Raw genomic sequence first — 16,014 nt, forward strand, 5'->3', positions numbered from 1 at the left:
TGACCATGCTGCCCGGATTCCTCACCAGGGCGGTCGAGTTGCTGCTCGGCAAGGAGGGCCGCTCGCTGCACCTGAAGACGGCGGGCGCGGCGACGGCGGTCCTCGGCGTGGTGATGCTGGTGGGCTCCTGGGCGGTGGTCGCCGCCGAACACGGAGCGCGCGGCGCCAATCTGACGACGTACCCGAGGGCGTTGTGGTGGTCGATCGAGACGGCGACGACGGTCGGGTACGGAGATTTCTTTCCGGTGACACTGTGGGGCCGCGTCGTCGGCTCGGTGGTGATGGTCGCCGGCATCACCACGTACGGCCTCGTCACGGCCGCCCTGGCCACCTGGTTCGTCGGCCGGGAACAGCGCCGTCGGCATCAACTCGTGCACGGGGCGGAGGAGTTGGGCGAGGAGGCGGTGCGCGCTCTGCACGCGCGCTTCGACCGACTGGAGCGGATGGTGGGTGGGCGGGGGGGAGGAGCCGGGCGGGTGAGGGCACCGGGTCCGGCTCCTGAAGGCCGCCCGGCTACTCGGCCAACGTCAGCGCGGCGAAGGCATGCCCCTCCCACAACTGCCGCGAGGCCTCCTCCGGGTAGGCCGTGACCACGGGCTCCGTGTCGAGCACCTGCACCGACCGGCGCTCGGTGTCGTACGCGGGCCAACCCGGGGCGCCCGCCCTCGCGAACGCCGTCCAGGACGCGCGGAAACGGGTCGACAGTGCCAGCGCCTCGGGGGAGGGCTCGACGTCGGCGAACAGCAGATTGCCGAGGTCCGCGGTGAACGTGCCGAACAGCAGCGGGATGTCCAGGCCGTGGCAGGAGCCCAGCACACCGCCCAACCCCGGGGCGGGCCAGGTGAGTTCATAGACGTGCGCGCGGCCGCCGGCGGCGACCTGTGCCTCGGCCAGGTGGAGGCAGGGCATGCGGAACACCCGGTCTGACTGGACGAGTTCGTGCAGCTCGCCCGGCGCGGCGTCCGGGAAGGCGCTGCGATAGGCCTGTTCGGCGTCGGGGCCCGGGCCGAACCGGCGCAGTACGGTCGCCGCGTCCTCCTCGGTGATCTTCCCGAACTGCCCGTCCAGCACGGTGAACAGGCGGAACTCGTCACGGTTGTGACCGACGATCAGCTCCACGTCCCGGGCCGCGCCCGCCGCGACGCCCTGCCAGGGCGTGGTGGGCAGCACCTCGCCGTCGACTACGGGTGCGAAGGGGCTCAGCGTGTGGGCGACGGCCCCCCACCGGTCCTCGTACTGGTGCATCTTGGCGGTCAACGTCTCGCCCGTCGCGGGCAGTTGACGCGGGTCCACGGTCGCGAGGTCGGCGGCCGTGGGGCGCAGCCCCGCCTCGGCGGCGATCGCGGTGGCGATGTCCCTGGCCAACTCGTCGGAGAAGAAGGGCCCCGGCACACTCTGCGCGATCGCCCGCCGGAACAGTCCGGCCGCGCTCGGCATGACCAGCAGCGAGGCCACCGACCCGGCACCGGCCGACTCGCCGAAGACGGTGACCTGTTCGGGGTCGCCGCCGAACGCGGTGATGTTTTCCCGCACCCACTGAAGCGCGGCGACCTGGTCGAGCAGTCCGCGGTTGGCCGGGGCGCCGTCGATCCGGGCGAACCCCTCGATTCCCACGCGGTAGTTGAAGGTCACGACCACGAGGTCGCCGTCGCGGGCGATGTGCTGCGCGTCGTAGCCGGGGCTGCCCGCGTGTCCCAACTTGTAGGCGCCGCCGTAGATCCACACCATGACCGGTCGGCGGGCCGCCGGATCGGGCGCGGGTGTCCACACGTTGACGGTCAGCCAGTCGTCGCCCGTCGGTCCCGCCAACACGCCCCGGCGGCCCTGGAATCCGGACTCCTGCGGGGGCGGCGGACCGAAGGCGAAGGCGTCCCGTACGCCGTCCCAGTCGCGCACGGGGCGCGGTGCCCGGAACCGGGCCTCCCCGACGGGCGGTTCGGCGAACGGGATGCCGCGGAAGACCGCGAGCCCGTCCTCCAGCCGCCCGCGCACCGCACCGGCGCCGTATCGCACCACGGGTGCGGCGGTCGAACCAGTCGCCGTGTCACGGGAGTTGGGTGTCGTCATCGTGGACTCCTCGGTGTGTGCCGGGGGAACTACGGGGTGCGCGGTATGCCGAGGGCGGTCGCCGTCCCGCACTGTGCGGGGCGGCGACCGCCGGGTGCTCGATGGCCAGAATGCCCTACGCCTTGGCCTCGGCGACCTCGGAGGCCGGGGTCGGCTCCTCGTCGGCCGGTGCCTCGACCGCCTTGCGGGCCTTGGGGATCAGGCTCGCGAGGAAGAAGGCCAGCAGCGCGGCTCCGGCGCCGATCGCCATGACCACCTTGAAGCCGTTCTCCGACGGAAGGGCGGAGCCGCCGAAGTCGGTGGTCATCTGGGCGAGGATCACACCGGCGATGGCGCTGGCGAAGGACGTGCCCAGGGACCGCATCAGGGTGTTGAGGCTGTTCGCCGAGCCGGTCTGGGAGGGGTCGACCGCGCCCATGATCAGGGCGGGCAGGGCACCGTAGGTGAAGCCGACGCCGGCGCCGATGATGCAGGACACCAGGATCAGGTGCCAGACCTCGGACATCAGCAGGATGTTCAGCGCGTAGCCGGAGCTCACGATCAGCGCGCCGATCATCAGGGTGACCTTCGGGCCCTTGGCCTTGGTGACGCCGGCGGACACGGCGGACATGGCCATCATGACGAGGCCCTGCGGGGCGAGCACCAGGCCGACCATCAGCATCGACTTGCCCAGGCCGTAGCCGGTCTGCGTGGGCAGTTGCAGGAGCTGGGGGAGGACCAGGGACATCGCGAACATCGAGAAGCCGAGGGCGATCGAGGCCAGGTTGGTGAACAGCACCTGCGGCTTGGCGGTCGTGCGCAGGTCGACCAGCGGCTGCGGGCTGCGCAGCTCGTACCAGCCCCAGGAGAGCAGGATCGCGACGGCGGCGACGCCGAGGATCAGGGTCGTCGCGCTCGTCCAGCCCCAGTCGGAACCCTTGGAGATCGCGAGCAGCAGGGAGATCAGTCCGGCGGACAGTCCGAGCGAGCCGACCAGGTCGAAGCGGCCGCCGGTGCGGACCTTGGACTCGGGCACGATCAGCAGGACCAGCAGGAAGGAGACGCTGCCGAGGACGGCGGAGACCCAGAAGAGGAGGTGCCAGTTGTAGCGGTCGGCGATGAAGGCGGCCGAGGGCAGACCCAGGGCGCCGCCGACACCGAGCGAGGCGCTCATCAGGGCGGTGGAGCCGGCCAGCCGGTCGCTGGGCAGTACGTCACGCATGATGCTGATGCCGAGCGGGACGACCGCGGCGGCCAGACCCTGGAGCGCGCGGCCGATGACCATCGGGACCAGCGAGTCGGCCAGGGCGCAGACGATCGAGCCCGTCACCAGCAGGACGATGCTGGTCAGCAGCATCCGGCGCTTGCCGAACATGTCGCCGAGGCGGCCGACGACCGGGGTGGCCACGGCGGCGGCCAGCAGGGTGGCGGTGACCGCCCACGCCGTGTTCGACGCGGAGGCGTTCAGGTACTTCGGCAGCTCCGGGATGATCGGGATGACCAGGGTCTGCATGAGCGAGACGACGATCCCGGCGAGAGCCAGCACCGCGACGACGGCGTTCGACCTCGGCGGAGCGGAGGAACCCGCTTCGGCGGGTCGGGCAAGGGCGTCGGACATGGCAGTGCCTCCATCGGAACGGGATGTGAAGAGAGGGGACGAGCAGGAACAGTCGGCGGAGAACCGGCTTGCTTGACTTACTCAACCATAATGAGATTGATTGAGTTAAGCAAGTGCATTCTGATCGTGAGTCTGGTCGTGCGTTTCGGCCGGGGACCCGGTGCGGGGGAGAAGCGGCAGTTCGGTGACGACCTCGAAGCCGCCCTGGGGCCGGTGCCCCGCCCGGAGCCGGCCACCGGCGGACAGGGCACGCTCGCGCATGCCGATGACGCCGTACCCGTCGGCCGGAGCGGGGGAGGAGGGCGGTGCCGTACCGCCGTGATCGGTGACGGTGATGCCCAGCCGGTCGTGCGAGTAGCTCAGCCGCACCTCCGCCGAGCCGGTGCCCGCGTGCTTGGTGACGTTGGTGAGCGCTTCCTGCACGATGCGGTACGCCGTGAGGTCCGCACCGGCCGACAACGGCTGTGGCCTGCCTTCGGTGTTGACGGTGACGGACAGTCCCGCGCCCTCGAACGAGGCGGCCAGCTCGGCCAGTTGAGCCAGTCCGGGGGCGGGCCCGGCGGGCGTCTCCGAGTCGTCGGCGTGCCGCAACAGGCCCACGGTGGCCTTGAGTTCGCGTACGGCCGACAGGGTGGTGCCCGCGAGTTCGCCGGCGATCCGCTCGGCCTCCTCGGGGCGGCTGCGCATCAGCCGTACGACCGTGCCGGCCTGGAGATTGGCCAGGACGAGGTGATGGGCGACGACGTCGTGGAGATCGCGGGCGATCCGCATGCGCTCCTCGGTGACACGGTGCCGTGCCTCCTTCTCCCGGGTCTGTTCCGCGTGTTCGGCACGTGCTCGGACCGCCTCCAGGTAGTCCGCGCGGAGCCGGGTCGTGGTGCCGAGGGAGGTCGGCAGCAGCAGCCAGAAGGCCGGGCCGAGCAGCTTGAGGATCAGCGGTTCGGTGTCGGGACCCACGACCAGGGCCGTGCCGACCAGCAGGGTGATTCCGGAGACGGTGAAGAGGTTCGCGGTGGTCCGGGCGGAGAGCCGGGCCAGGGTGTAGAGCGCGAGCATCAGCGGTCCGATCACCAGGACCGTGAGGATGTAGCCGAGCGCGGCCACGGTCATGGCTCCGCAGAGGGTGACCACCACCGTGGTACGCGGCAGGGTGCGCCGCCACAGCAGGGCGAGGGACGAGACGCCGGTGACCAACACGCCCGGCCACCAAGGGACTTCGAGGTCACGGCCCGGGAGCGTCAGCACGCTGCCCGGGAACGAGCAGACGACGAGCGCGGCGGCGACGACCAGGTCGACGGTACGGGGATGGCAGCGCAGCAGCCGCTGCAGTCTGTGGATCATGACGTGGGGGGTTCCTGTCCGAGACGGCCGGCCGCCCACCGGTTCCCGCAGCGATGGCGGGAACCGGTGGGCGGTCGCGGCTACTCGTCGAAGGTGACGACGATCTTCTCCGCCGCGCCCGGCGTCAGCGCGAGCTCGAAGGCGTGCTCGACCTCGCCGAAGGGCACTCGGTGACTGATCAGCTTGGCGAACCGCTCGTGGTGCTCGACGATCTCCCGCGTGACCTCGAAGATCTCGGTGGGGTAGCCCTGCGAGGCGATCAGCGTCAGCTCGCTGCGCAGCATCCCGCCGAGGTCGATGTCGGCGCCCTTCTTCTGTACGGCGACCATCACCAGCTTGGCGCCCCACTTCGCGGAGTCGACCGTGGTGTTGACGACCGCGGCGACACCGGCGGCGTCGATGTAGATGTCGGTGCCGGGGCGGGGCTGGCCGAGCGCGTTGGCGGCCTGGCCGTGCAGCTCGGTCAGCCGGGCGGTGACGTCCTCCTCGGCGGAGTTGATCACGGCGTCCGCGCCGACGGCGAGCGCGGTCTCCAGGCGGGAGGCGATGACGTCCGCGACGACGACGTGCTCGACCCCGCGCAGCTTCAGCCAGATCGCCGCGCCCAGACCGATGGGCCCGGCACCGAAGATGACGACCTTGTCGCCGGGCTTCGCCTCCGAACGGTTGACGGCGTGCCGGGCCACCGCCATCGGCTCGTTGAGCGCGGCGACGTCGAACGGCACGGTGTCGGGGAAGACGGTGACGCTCTTGCCGACCTCGCAGTCCTCCAGCAGGAGGTAGTCGCTCATGGCCCCGTGCTTGCCGCCGCAGCCGATGATCCCGGAGGGCGCGCCCTGCGGGTTGACGACCACCCGGTCCCCGGCCTTCAGCCCGTCGACCTCCGCGCCGACCTCGACGATCTCGCCGGCCGGCTCGTGGCCGAGGGGGACCGGGACCATGGCGCCGCCCGCTCCGAAGGGGCCGCCGCCGATGTGCAGGAAGAAGGTGTCGGTGCCGCAGATCCCGCAGGCGCGGATCTTCATGAGGGCGTCCTTCGGCCCGGGCACCGGACGCTCGACGTCCACCACGTCGATCTTGTCTACGGCGCCGGTCTGGACGGACTGCATCGTGGCCATGAGGGGACTCGCTTTCCATGTGCGTGAGGGGTGTCACCGGCCCCGGCGGCGGACGGGGGGAGTGCTCCGACCGCCGGGACCGGTGACGGCGCCATACTCCGTCCCCACGGCGTACGGCGCGACGGGGACACCTCCGCTTCGGTGACCCCAGCTCTGGACTTGCTTGAGTTAGGCAACCATAAATGCGTTACTTAAGTCAAGCAATCGTTTCGACCTTGCTTAACTCAGGCAAGTAGCTGTTACGGTGGACGCATGTCCACACCGCCACCCGTGACAGCGTCCGTTCCGGAGGACGTAGCCGAGATCGAGCGGGTCCTCACCCGTATCGCCTACCTGGCAGGGCGGGCCCGGCAGCACGAGCGTCTGATGGCGCTGGCCGGGCTGCCGCTGGACCGGGCCGCCGTGGCGATCCTCCGGTACATCTCCGAGAGCGAACCGCTGCGCCCCGGCGTCCTGGCGGTCCGGATGTCCGTGGAGGCGTCCCATGTCACGCGCCAGCTACGGCAGTTGGAGCAGCTCGGCCATGTGGTCCGGATCCCGGACCCCGACGACGGCCGCGCCCAGCGCGTCCAGCTCACCGACAGCGGTCTGGCCGCCGTCCACCGCATCCGCGAGGCGAGCCGCCGCGGCATCGAGATGGCGCTGGTCCACTGGTCCTCCGAGGACCTGCGGCATCTCGCGGCCCTCTTCCACCGGCTGGTCGACGACTTCGTCACCCATGCGGAGACGGCCGTGGACGTCGGCACGACCGCCTGACGGCTCAGGAACCCGGCCGCACCTGACCGTGCTGCCAGGCCCAGGCCGCGATCTCGACGCGGTTCCGCGCGCCGAGTCTCAGTTGGACGCTGGAGAGATGCGTCTTCACCGTGGACAGCGAGACGTACAGCTCGGCGGCGATCTCGGCGTTGGTGCGGCCCAGGGCGACCAGCCGGACGACCTCTGCCTCGCGCTCGGTGAGCGGATCGCGGAGCGCCGGTGCGGGCCGGGCCGGCTCGGGCGTGCCGGCCGTCGTGCCGGTGAGGTGCTTGAGCAGGCGGACGGTGACCGAGGGGGAGACCAGCGAGTCACCGGCCGCCGCCGCCCGGACCGCCTCCGCCAGCAGGATCGGTCCCGAGTCCTTCAGCAGGAACCCGCACGCGCCGCCGCGCAGCGCACCGTACACGTACTCGTCCAGGTCGAAGGTCGTCACCACGACCACCCGCAGCGGATCGGCCACATCGGGCCCCGCGAGCAACCGCGTCGCCGCCAGACCGTCCAGCTTCGGCATCCGGATGTCCAGCAGACACACATCGGGCCGCTCCCGCCGGGCCAGCGCCACGGCCTCCTCGCCGTCGGCGGCCTCGGCGACCACGGTGATGTCGGGCTGTGCGTCCAGGAAGAACCGGAAACCGGTACGGACCATCTCCTGGTCGTCGGCGATCAGCACACGGATGGGCGTGGCGGGGACGGTCATGGATCGATCATGCCTCAGCGGGAGAGGGATGGCCGGTGTCACTCCGTCGCCCGGGACGGGTCCGCGGTGACCGCGCGCAGCAGCGGGCGGCTCGCACCGATCGCGGTGAACAGGGCGAGGGCGCCGAGGCTTACGCAGACGGCCAGTTGTACGGCGCCGGAGGTGCTGATCGTGCTGCCGGCCGCCTTGTCGACCTGGACGGCGGCGTACAGGCCGGTCGCGGTCGTGCCGCCGGCCAGGACGAGCAGGGGGAGGACCGTCTCGCGGACCCTGGCCCGGTCCAACACCTTCAGCGGGGTGCCGGACAGCCGGAGCAGTCCGTACGTGCGGCGCCGGTCCAGGACGTTCGCGGCGGCGGTCAGACCCGCCGAGGCCGTGGCCACGAGGAAGCTCAACGCCAGTGTGGCGGTGCCGAGTTGGGCCAGGCGGTCGGTGACGGCGGCGTCCTGCGCCTGCGCGTAGGTACCGGTGTACGGCAGTCGGCCCGCGCCGAGCGGCTGGAGAGCGGTGACGGCCGTGTCGACGGCGGCCGGACCGCCGGAGACCTGCGCGACCAGGCCGTCGCTGCCGCCGAGGAGGAAGTCGTCGTCGGTCGTGCCGACGGTCGCCGCGACCCCCGCCGCGCGTAGCAGTGTGCGGGCCTCGCCGACCGCGTGCCGGGCGGCGGTGGCGTTCGCGGTGGGTACGGCGACCTGGCCCCGCTGGTCGAAGCCGACGATGCCGAGCTGGCCGACGCTGAAGAACCCGGCGACGAACCCCGCCAGCACCAGACCGCTCACCGTCCGCCACGCACCGCGCGGATCGTCGCTGAGCCGGCGCGCGGCCAGCAGGGTCGCCGGGCGACGGGCGAAGCGGCCCGCGATCCGGCCCAGTCGGTCCACGACCCACGGCCCGAACATCCAGAAACCGCCGTAGAACAGCACCATCAGCGCGACCAGCGTCCCCGGCTTCAGGGTGCCGCCGCCCGTGCTCATCCGGATGTAGACCAGTATCAGCACGAACAGGACGAGCCGGATCAGCCGGGTGCGGCGCGGATCGGACTGCTGGGCGACCCCGAGCGGCGCGGACGCCACCCGGCGCAGCATCGACATCGCGCTCACCGCGATCAGCGCGCCCACGCCCACCACGACCGCCGCAACCCACGGCAGACCCACCCACAACTGCCCCGTGTACCAGGTTCCGATGCCGTACGGGATCCCGGCGAGCGCGGGCAGCAGCGCCCCGTAGGCCACCGCACCCGTCAGGGCACCGGCCGCGCCCACCGCCGCCGCCTCCACGCCGGTCATCGCGAGGATCTGCAGGGGAGTCGCACCGGCGAGACGCAGCGCGGCCAGCCGCTGTTCCCGCCGGGCCGCACCGAGCCGTCCGGCCGCCGAGGCCAGCACGATCACGGGGACGACCAGAAGACCCACGCCGAGCAGGACCGCGCCCTGGTCGTCGACCGTGAACACGCTGCGCCGCGTACCGGAGAACCCGGAGACCACCGCGCGCTCGGTCAGCCCCTGGTCGTAAAGCCCGTACCGCCCGGCCGACTTGGAGACCGCGGGGTCCGCGGGCGCCCGGCCGACGACGGCCACGAGCTCGTCGGGCGAGGCCAGTCCGGCGGCGCCGATCGTGCCGTAGGGCGTCGACTTCGGGAAACGGGCGGCCAGTTGGGAGGAGGGGAGGTCGTCGAGGAGCTTGGCGAGGGCGGGGGAGACGTACAACTCGCCTTGCTTCGGGAAGGTGTTCAGGCCGGGTGGTGCGGGTGTCGGTCTGTGGTCGGGGAGTTGGGCGAGGGAGACGACCGTGATCGGCTCGTCGCGGACGTAGGTCGTGGTGAGGGCCTGGATCGCGGTGCCGTGGCGGTCCGCGTCGGGGGTGCGCCAGGCGGTGCGGTCGGCGCGGGCGCCCGCGCCGAAGTAGGCGGCGAGCAGGATGAGAAGGACGAGAGAGCCTACGGCGGCCGCTGTGGCGGCGAGGAGTTGGCTCTGCAGGCCGCGACGGCCGGAGGACTTCGCGAGGTGCCAGGTCAGGGGCAGGACGGGGGAACGCATCGAGGGCTCCGGGGGCTCAACTGGCGGTGAACTGGGTGTAGTTGGTGATCCGGCCGTCGCGGACCTGGAGGATCCGGTCGCAGTGGGCGGCCACATCGGCGTCGTGCGTGACCATCACCAGGGCGGCACCCTGTTCACGCGTCACCGACGTGAGGAGACGTACGACCTCCGTGCTGGTCGCCTGGTCCAGGGCGCCGGTCGGCTCGTCGGCGAAGACCACGTCCGGCGCCACGGCCAACGCGCGGGCGATGGCGACCCGTTGGGCCTGCCCACCGGACAACTGCCCCGGGCGGCGCCGCTCCAGACCGTCCAGACCGAGCGGTGCGAACCAGCGCCGGGCGCGCTCCACCGCCTGCGCGCGGGGCACACCCTCCAGCATCAGCGGAAGGGCGACGTTCTCCTCGGCGGGCAGTTCGGGGAGCAACTGGCCGGACTGGAAGACGAACCCGAACCGCTTGCGGCGCAGCGCGCTGAGCCGGTTCTCGCCCAGGTCGTCGATACGCCCCCAGCCTTCGGCCGGGGGGACCCCCATCTCGCTTCGCTCGCCGCGCAGCAGCACCTGGCCGCCGTCGGGGCGGATGATCCCGGCGAGCGTGTGCAGGAGGGTGGACTTGCCGGAGCCCGAAGGGCCCATGATCGCGAGGGAGTCGCCGGCGCCGACCTCCACGTCGACGCCCGCGAGGGCCGTGGTGGAGCCGTATGTCTTGGTGAGGCCGACACCGGCCAGGACGGCGCTCATGAGCGGTCGAACTTCCACGTGACGGAGTCGGCCGAGGCCTTCACCACGTGGACGGGAATGCGGACGGTCGAACCGTCGCTCTTCCGGCCCGTGCAGGTGACGGTGGCTCCGGCGACGGCCTTCAGACCCGTGGGGCAGGTGACACCGGAGACCTTGTCGCCGACCCAGGGCAGCGGGTGGTACCTGCTCTGCGCCCGGCCCGCGACGATGTCCGCCGACAGCGCCTTGTGGCCGTCGACCGACACCGTGGTGTGCGCGTCGAGTTCGGTGGTGGACTGCGTGCCGGAGAGCAGATGGGTGCCGAGCGCCCCGAGGGCGACCGCGGCCGCCGCGCCGCCGATCACCCCGATGACGAACCTGGTGGACTGCATCACGTACTCCTGAAGGGTCGGAGAGGAGGAAGTGGTCCCACTCTCGCCAGCCCGGACCCGCGCCCGCCTCGGCCGAACGGCCAGGGTTCGCGGCACGCCCACTCGACCGTTCGGCCGATCCCGTCCCACCGAGCCTCGCATACCGTGACCAGCATGAAATCCGTCACCGGCCGGGGCTGCGCACGGGGGCTCGCCGTGGGCGCCCTGCTCGGGTTCGCGGTCTACGACCTGAGCTTCACGACCGCCACCGGCGACGCGACCTGGCCCGCGGTCGTGGTGCTCCTCACCGGTCTGGCCGCCGTTCTGTGGCCCGTCGCCCGGCGCCCGCCGTGGTTGACCCCACAGGTGCGCACCGCCGTGCCCGCCGCCCTCTCGCTGGCGTACAGCGCGGGCGCGATCCTCGCCGGGCGGTCGGAGCCGTTCGGCCCCGGCGAGATCATGCTCCTGCTCACCCTGACCTTCATCGCCGTACGGCACTGCCCGCAGCGCTGGGCCGTGGTGTGCGGTGTCCTGGACGGTCTCGCGCTGCTCGCCCTGCCGGCGCGCTACTTCCACTCGGTGACCGACGACAGCCTGTACCTCGTCACGGCCCTTGGTCTGGTACTGCTCGGCAGCACCGCCGGGCTGGCCGGTTATCTGCGCTCGCTCGACTACCGCCGTACCGTCGCGGTTACCGAGACCCGGCGCGCCGAACGCTTCGCCATCGCCGCCGACCTGCACGACTTCGTCGCCCACCACGTCACCGGGATCCTCGTGCAGACCCAGGTGGCCCGCATGATGGCGACCAGCCGGCCGGAAGACCTCGACCCGGTCCTGGCGGCCATCGAACGCGCCTCGACCGAGGCCCTGGCGTCCATGCGCCGCACGGTCGGCGTCCTGCGCGACGCGGGACCGGACGCGGCCGACCGCCGCCCCGTCGGTGACCTGGCGGCCGTCGCGGAGCTCGTCGACGGTTTCGCGAGCGCCGCCCAGAAGGTCACCCTGCGCCGCGACCCCACCCTGCCCGACGACCTCCCGCACGAGGTGCAGGCCGCCGCCTTCCGGGTCGTACAGGAAGCCCTGACGAACGTACGACGCCACGCGGCCGACGCCGCCGAGGTCACCGTGGGCCTGCGCCGCGCCGGCCGCCGCCTGGAGGTCACGGTCACCGACGACGGCCACGGCGGCACCCAGCTCCCGCCGGCCGCGCACGGCGGAGGCTTCGGTCTCGTCGGCCTCACGGAACGGGTGACGGCGCTCGGCGGTGAACTCCGGGCCGGTCCGCGCGCGGGGCCGGGGGAGGCGGGGGGCTGGGAGGTGCGGGCGGTGTTTCCGGTGGGGCGGTTCTGAGGAGCGGGGGTGTGACTCGGATGCCTCGTCAGACCTTGAAGCCGATCCCGCCGTACAACGAGATCGGTCCCTCGCCGAGCGGCGTCTCGCCCTCCGCGAGTTCGGGATGCCACTCGGAGACGGACACGATGCCGGGGTCCATCGGCTCAAGTCCCTTGAAGAGGCTGCTCACTTCGGCGTGTGTGCGGGCGACCAGCGTCACCCCGCCCGCCGCGTAGGCGGCGATGCCACGCTCCACCTTCTCCGGTTCGAGGTCGGCCGTCATCGCGGACAGCACGAGGCAACTGCCCGGCGCCAGCGCGTCGACGAGGGTGCCCACCAGCTCGTGGGCGCCGTCCTCGTCCGGGATGAAGTGCAGCAGGGCGATGAGGGACAGCGCGATCGGACGCTCGAAGTCCAGGACGCGGGCCGCCTGTTGGAGGATGGTGAGCGGTTCGCGGGCGTCGGCCTGGATGTACTCCGTCGCACCCTCGGGGGTGCTGTGCAGCAGCGCCGCGGCATGGGCGAGGACGATCGGGTCGTTGTCGACGTACACGATCCGCGCGTCCGGCGCCGTGGACTGGGCGATCTGGTGGAGGTTGGGCGCGGTCGGTATGCCGGTGCCGACGTCCAGGAACTGACGGATGCCCGACTGCCCGGCGAGCATCCGCGTCGCCCGCTGCATGAACCAGCGGTTGGCGCGTGCGGTCCGCGGGGCGCCGGGGTCAAGTGCCGTGATGTGTCTGGCGAGTTGCTCGTCGACCGGGTAGTTGTCCTTGCCGCCGAGGAACCAGTCGTACACCCGCGCCGGATGCGGCTTCGATGTGTCGATCCGCTGGACGGCCGGCTCTGTCCCGGTCACGCGAGGCTCCTCTGCTCGACTGCGCACTACGACGACCGCCACGAGTTCTGTACGACGATCCGCGCGGGCTGTGCGAGAAGTTTGGCACGCTCATGCTGACCGGGTGGCGCGGTTCGACACCCCGTCCAGGAAACGGATCAGGTCCGCGAAGACCTCCGCCCGGTTCGTCTCGTGGAACACCTCGTGCCGGGCGCCCGGATACACGTGCTCGGTCAACTCGCCGCCGCTCAACCGCTCCACGCCGACTCGGCTGCCGGCGAGCGGGACGAGCCGGTCGTCGGCGCCGTGGAGCCAGAGCAGGGGAAGTCCGCCGATGTCGCCCGACTCGGTGACGGTCCCCAGGGTTGTGGCGAAGGCCTCCAGCGTCGGCCGCTTCATTGGACCGTGCCAGACCAGCGGATCCGCCGCGTACGCCGTACCGACGCCCGGGTCGCGGGAGAGCGCGGCCGGGCTGATCGGGAGGTCGGGGATCTCGTCGAGGGTGAGCAGCCGGCCCGGCAGCTCCCAGCCGCCGATCACCGGCCCGGACAGCACGAGCGCGGCCAACTCCTCGCCGTACCGCTGCGCGAAACGGGCCGCGATCAGGCCGCCCATGGAATGGCCGATCAGGACGATGGGGACACCCGGGTGCGTGGCACGTGCCAGCTCGGCCACGGAGTGCAGGTCCGTGACCACGTCCTCGAAGTCCTCGATCAGCACACGCTCACCGGCCGACCTGCCGTGACCCTGATGATCGGGACCGAGGACGGCCGCGCCGTGCGCCAGCAGTACGGCGGCCAACTCGGCGTACCGGCCGAGGTGTTCGCCGTATCCGTGCGCGACGAGGGCGATGTGGCGAGGGTTCTCGTGCGGCCACTCGTGTGCGGTGAGCGTGCCCCGGGTGCCGGGGAGGACATGTTCGCGGGTGTCGTCCACAGCCGGAAACTAGCATCGTCGATCGGTGGCCATGATCCGTCGACGGCCGTGGCCCGTCCCGGCGTGGCAGGGGCCACCTGGCGAGACACTCCTTACGCGGCCAGATGTAAGGACATACCATCGGTCCTCGCATGAACACGATGACTCTCTGGCACATAACCGGTTGGGAATTCGCCGCGCTCGCCGCCGCGGCCCTGCTCGTCGGCTTCTCGAAGACCGCCGTGAGCGGGGCCAACACGGTCAGCCTGGCGATCTTCGCGGCCGTCCTGCCCGCCCGCGCCTCCACCGGCGTCCTGCTCCCGATCCTGATCGTCGGCGATGTCCTCGCCGTCCTCACCTACCGGCGGCACGCCCACTGGCCCACGCTGTGGCGGCTGTTCCCGGCGGTCGCGGCGGGAGTCGTGATCGGGACGCTGTTCCTGGTGTGGGCCGACGACGCGGTCGTACGGACGTCGATCGGGGCGATCCTGCTGTTCATGGCCGGGGTCACCCTGTGGCGCCGACGCAAGGCGGACACGGGGGCCGGGGCCGGTGACGAGCCGGACTCCGTCACCACGAGGTCCGGCCGGGCGAAGGCGGGCTCGTACGGCGTGCTCGGCGGGTTCACCACGATGGTCGCCAACGCCGGCGGCCCGGTGATGTCGATGTACCTGCTCTCCGCCGGCTTCCGGAAGCTGGGCTTCCTCGGCACGTCGGCGTTCTTCTTCCTGATCGTCAACGTGACCAAAGTGCCCTTCAGCGTGGGCCTCGGCCTGATCGACGGGCACTCCCTCCTGCTTGACGCGGCACTCGCGGCATTCGTCGTGCCCGGTGCGTTCATCGGCAAATGGGCTGTGAACCGAATCAACCAGCGACTGTTCGAGCAACTCGTGATCGCGGCGACGATCATCGGCGGACTGCAACTGCTGCTGCGCTGACGACGCCGCCGACTCCCCGGACGCCTCCGCCCCGTGACCTCGTACGCTCGCCCCATGTCCCCGCACATCCTGATCCTCGGCGGCACCACCGAGGCACGTGAACTCGCCGCCGAGCTGACGCGACGGCGTCCCGAGATCCGGGTGACCACCTCCCTCGCCGGGCGGGTGTCACGGCCTGGGGCACTGGCGGGAGAGGTACGGATCGGCGGGTTCGGCGGAGCCGAGGGCCTGGCCGAGTGGTTGCGGGAGCACCGCGTGGACGCCGTCGTCGACGCCACCCACCCCTTCGCGGAGTCGATCACCGCGAACGCGGTGCGGGCCGCGGCGGCGAGCGGCCTGCCCGTCGTGGTGCTGCGCCGGCCGGGTTGGCAGCCCGGCCCCGGTGACCGCTGGCACCCGGTCGCGGACCTGGCCGAGGCCGCCGAGGCGCTCCCCGCACTCGGGCGCCGCGTCCTGCTCACCACCGGCCGCCTCGGGCTCGCCGCCTTCGCCCATCTGTCCCGATTGCACTTCGTCGTACGGTCGGTGGAGCCGCCCGAGCCCCCGATGCCGCCGGATGTCGAAGTGCTGCTCGCCCGCGGGCCCTTCACCGTGGCCGACGAGACGGCGCTGCTGCGCGAGCACCGGATCGACGTGGTCGTGACGAAGGACAGCGGGGGAGTGGCGACCTCGGCGAAACTCACGGCCGCGCGGACGGCGGGCGTTCCGGTCGTGGTCGTACGACGACCGCCGTTGCCGGACGGGGTGAGCGCGGTGCCCGATGTCGCCGGGGTGCTGGAGCGGCTGGGTCGGCTGGAGCGGCTGGGGCTCAGCCCGGGGCGATGACCGTGGCCCGGAGCCGGTCCACCGTGCGCAGCATCTCGTCCCGGTTCTTGGCGGACTTCATCCAGGCCGGGAGCCGGGCGACCAGCGTCATCTTCTGCCCGGTGTCGTACCAGGGCGCGCGTTCGCGCAGGTCGGCGGCGACGAACCGCCGGATCAGGTCGAGGTGTTGGAGGTTGTACGCCCACAACTCCCCGTGTCTGGTCCTGGTTCGCAGCCAGAGGGGCGGCCGGGAGCACGGAGAGGGGCCCGTGTCGATCCTGCACAGGCCGCAGGACCGGCAGACCAGGCGGGTGTGCGGATACCGCTTCCCCTCGGCGTCCGGAGGCGTGCACGGGCGCCGCTCGAAGTGGGCGATCCGCTCGCAGCGCGGGCAGCGCACCAGCATCGACGACGCGAAGTCGGAGCGGGTGGCGCGCGGGTCGTGGAAGCGCACGGGAGCGGGGGACATGCCGTGAGTATGACCAC

15 protein-coding genes and 1 pseudogene are annotated in these 16,014 nt (G+C 71.8%); 5 read left to right on the plus strand and 11 right to left on the minus strand.

The genetic code is table 11. From position 1 onward, the window contains the following. Positions 1 to 5 precede the first annotated feature (5 nt). Positions 6 to 467 (plus strand): annotated as a pseudogene (locus OG223_RS45085) (potassium channel family protein); the annotation flags it as partial. 46 nt (positions 468 to 513) lie between these two features. Here the strand turns inward: OG223_RS45085 and OG223_RS45090 are convergent. The 4 genes from OG223_RS45090 to OG223_RS45105 form a co-directional block, all read right to left on the minus strand. Beyond that, positions 514 to 2,067: a carboxylesterase/lipase family protein gene (locus tag OG223_RS45090; RefSeq protein WP_329262266.1), complete on the minus strand. Its 1,554-nt coding sequence runs from the start codon at positions 2,065 to 2,067 to the stop codon at positions 514 to 516. 115 nt (positions 2,068 to 2,182) lie between these two features. Continuing rightward, the gene (locus OG223_RS45095) at positions 2,183 to 3,664 is read right to left on the minus strand and encodes an MFS transporter (protein WP_329262269.1); all 1,482 of its coding nucleotides are present in this window, start codon (positions 3,662 to 3,664) and stop codon (positions 2,183 to 2,185) included. A gap of 105 nt (positions 3,665 to 3,769) precedes the next feature. Then, positions 3,770 to 5,005: a sensor histidine kinase gene (locus tag OG223_RS45100; protein ID WP_329262272.1), complete on the minus strand. Its 1,236-nt coding sequence runs from the start codon at positions 5,003 to 5,005 to the stop codon at positions 3,770 to 3,772. An 80-nt stretch (positions 5,006 to 5,085) separates the two neighbouring features. Further along, entirely contained in the window at positions 5,086 to 6,123 is a 1,038-nt protein-coding gene (locus tag OG223_RS45105) for a zinc-dependent alcohol dehydrogenase (RefSeq protein WP_329262275.1), read from the minus strand. A 252-nt stretch (positions 6,124 to 6,375) separates the two neighbouring features. Between OG223_RS45105 and OG223_RS45110 the strand changes: the two genes are divergently transcribed. After that, entirely contained in the window at positions 6,376 to 6,879 is a 504-nt protein-coding gene (locus OG223_RS45110; protein ID WP_329262277.1) for a MarR family winged helix-turn-helix transcriptional regulator, read from the plus strand. A 4-nt stretch (positions 6,880 to 6,883) separates the two neighbouring features. Here OG223_RS45110 and OG223_RS45115 read toward each other — a convergent pair whose 3' ends face one another. The 4 genes from OG223_RS45115 to OG223_RS45130 are packed head-to-tail and all read right to left on the minus strand — an operon-like array spanning position 6,884 to position 10,722. Then, positions 6,884 to 7,576 (minus strand): response regulator transcription factor, encoded by a 693-nt coding sequence (locus OG223_RS45115; protein WP_329262280.1) that lies wholly within the window; start codon positions 7,574 to 7,576, stop codon positions 6,884 to 6,886. A 38-nt stretch (positions 7,577 to 7,614) separates the two neighbouring features. Continuing rightward, the gene (locus tag OG223_RS45120; protein WP_329262283.1) at positions 7,615 to 9,612 is read right to left on the minus strand and encodes an ABC transporter permease; all 1,998 of its coding nucleotides are present in this window, start codon (positions 9,610 to 9,612) and stop codon (positions 7,615 to 7,617) included. 16 nt (positions 9,613 to 9,628) lie between these two features. Further along, positions 9,629 to 10,351 (minus strand): ABC transporter ATP-binding protein, encoded by a 723-nt coding sequence (locus OG223_RS45125; RefSeq protein WP_329262286.1) that lies wholly within the window; start codon positions 10,349 to 10,351, stop codon positions 9,629 to 9,631. Next, on the minus strand, positions 10,348 to 10,722 hold the full coding sequence (locus OG223_RS45130) for a DUF4333 domain-containing protein (RefSeq protein WP_329262290.1): 375 nt from the start codon (positions 10,720 to 10,722) through the stop codon (positions 10,348 to 10,350). The genes OG223_RS45125 and OG223_RS45130 overlap by 4 nt, the downstream gene beginning before the upstream one ends. Positions 10,723 to 10,875: 153 nt before the next feature. On the opposite strand from OG223_RS45130, the gene OG223_RS45135 reads away from it, so the two are divergent. Next, positions 10,876 to 12,051 carry a sensor histidine kinase gene (locus tag OG223_RS45135; RefSeq protein ID WP_329262293.1) on the plus strand — a complete coding sequence of 392 codons (1,176 nt, stop codon included), beginning with the start codon at positions 10,876 to 10,878 and terminating at the stop codon, positions 12,049 to 12,051. Positions 12,052 to 12,079: 28 nt separating this feature from the next. Here OG223_RS45135 and OG223_RS45140 read toward each other — a convergent pair whose 3' ends face one another. Both OG223_RS45140 and OG223_RS45145 read right to left on the minus strand, forming a co-directional pair. Continuing rightward, a complete protein-coding gene (locus OG223_RS45140) occupies positions 12,080 to 12,892 on the minus strand; it encodes an SAM-dependent methyltransferase (RefSeq protein WP_329262297.1) in 813 nt (270 codons plus the stop codon). Positions 12,893 to 12,982: 90 nt separating this feature from the next. Beyond that, on the minus strand, positions 12,983 to 13,807 hold the full coding sequence (locus OG223_RS45145; protein ID WP_329262300.1) for an alpha/beta hydrolase: 825 nt from the start codon (positions 13,805 to 13,807) through the stop codon (positions 12,983 to 12,985). A gap of 131 nt (positions 13,808 to 13,938) precedes the next feature. On the opposite strand from OG223_RS45145, the gene OG223_RS45150 reads away from it, so the two are divergent. After that, entirely contained in the window at positions 13,939 to 14,724 is a 786-nt protein-coding gene (locus OG223_RS45150) for a sulfite exporter TauE/SafE family protein (protein WP_329262303.1), read from the plus strand. A gap of 54 nt (positions 14,725 to 14,778) precedes the next feature. Further along, positions 14,779 to 15,549 carry a cobalt-precorrin-6A reductase gene (locus tag OG223_RS45155; protein WP_329262306.1) on the plus strand — a complete coding sequence of 257 codons (771 nt, stop codon included), beginning with the start codon at positions 14,779 to 14,781 and terminating at the stop codon, positions 15,547 to 15,549. On the opposite strand, the gene OG223_RS45160 is transcribed toward OG223_RS45155, so the two are convergent. After that, positions 15,533 to 15,997 (minus strand): hypothetical protein, encoded by a 465-nt coding sequence (locus tag OG223_RS45160; RefSeq protein ID WP_329262309.1) that lies wholly within the window; start codon positions 15,995 to 15,997, stop codon positions 15,533 to 15,535. The genes OG223_RS45155 and OG223_RS45160 overlap by 17 nt on opposite strands. Positions 15,998 to 16,014: the final 17 nt, after the last annotated feature.

Source organism: Streptomyces sp. NBC_01478, assembly GCF_036227225.1.
Taxonomy (GTDB): domain Bacteria; phylum Actinomycetota; class Actinomycetes; order Streptomycetales; family Streptomycetaceae; genus Streptomyces.

Coding starts and splice junctions, on each gene's coding strand:
- OG223_RS45135 (WP_329262293.1), top strand. CDS start 10,876: ATGAAATCCGTCACCGGCCGGGGCTGCGCACGGGGGCTCGCCGTGGGC.
- OG223_RS45105 (WP_329262275.1), bottom strand. CDS start 6,123: ATGGCCACGATGCAGTCCGTCCAGACCGGCGCCGTAGACAAGATCGAC.
- OG223_RS45110 (WP_329262277.1), top strand. CDS start 6,376: ATGTCCACACCGCCACCCGTGACAGCGTCCGTTCCGGAGGACGTAGCC.
- OG223_RS45150 (WP_329262303.1), top strand. CDS start 13,939: ATGAACACGATGACTCTCTGGCACATAACCGGTTGGGAATTCGCCGCG.
- OG223_RS45155 (WP_329262306.1), top strand. CDS start 14,779: ATGTCCCCGCACATCCTGATCCTCGGCGGCACCACCGAGGCACGTGAA.
- OG223_RS45120 (WP_329262283.1), bottom strand. CDS start 9,612: ATGCGTTCCCCCGTCCTGCCCCTGACCTGGCACCTCGCGAAGTCCTCC.
- OG223_RS45130 (WP_329262290.1), bottom strand. CDS start 10,722: ATGCAGTCCACCAGGTTCGTCATCGGGGTGATCGGCGGCGCGGCGGCC.
- OG223_RS45160 (WP_329262309.1), bottom strand. CDS start 15,997: ATGTCCCCCGCTCCCGTGCGCTTCCACGACCCGCGCGCCACCCGCTCC.
- OG223_RS45095 (WP_329262269.1), bottom strand. CDS start 3,664: ATGTCCGACGCCCTTGCCCGACCCGCCGAAGCGGGTTCCTCCGCTCCG.
- OG223_RS45090 (WP_329262266.1), bottom strand. CDS start 2,067: ATGACGACACCCAACTCCCGTGACACGGCGACTGGTTCGACCGCCGCA.
- OG223_RS45100 (WP_329262272.1), bottom strand. CDS start 5,005: ATGATCCACAGACTGCAGCGGCTGCTGCGCTGCCATCCCCGTACCGTC.
- OG223_RS45125 (WP_329262286.1), bottom strand. CDS start 10,351: ATGAGCGCCGTCCTGGCCGGTGTCGGCCTCACCAAGACATACGGCTCC.
- OG223_RS45115 (WP_329262280.1), bottom strand. CDS start 7,576: ATGACCGTCCCCGCCACGCCCATCCGTGTGCTGATCGCCGACGACCAG.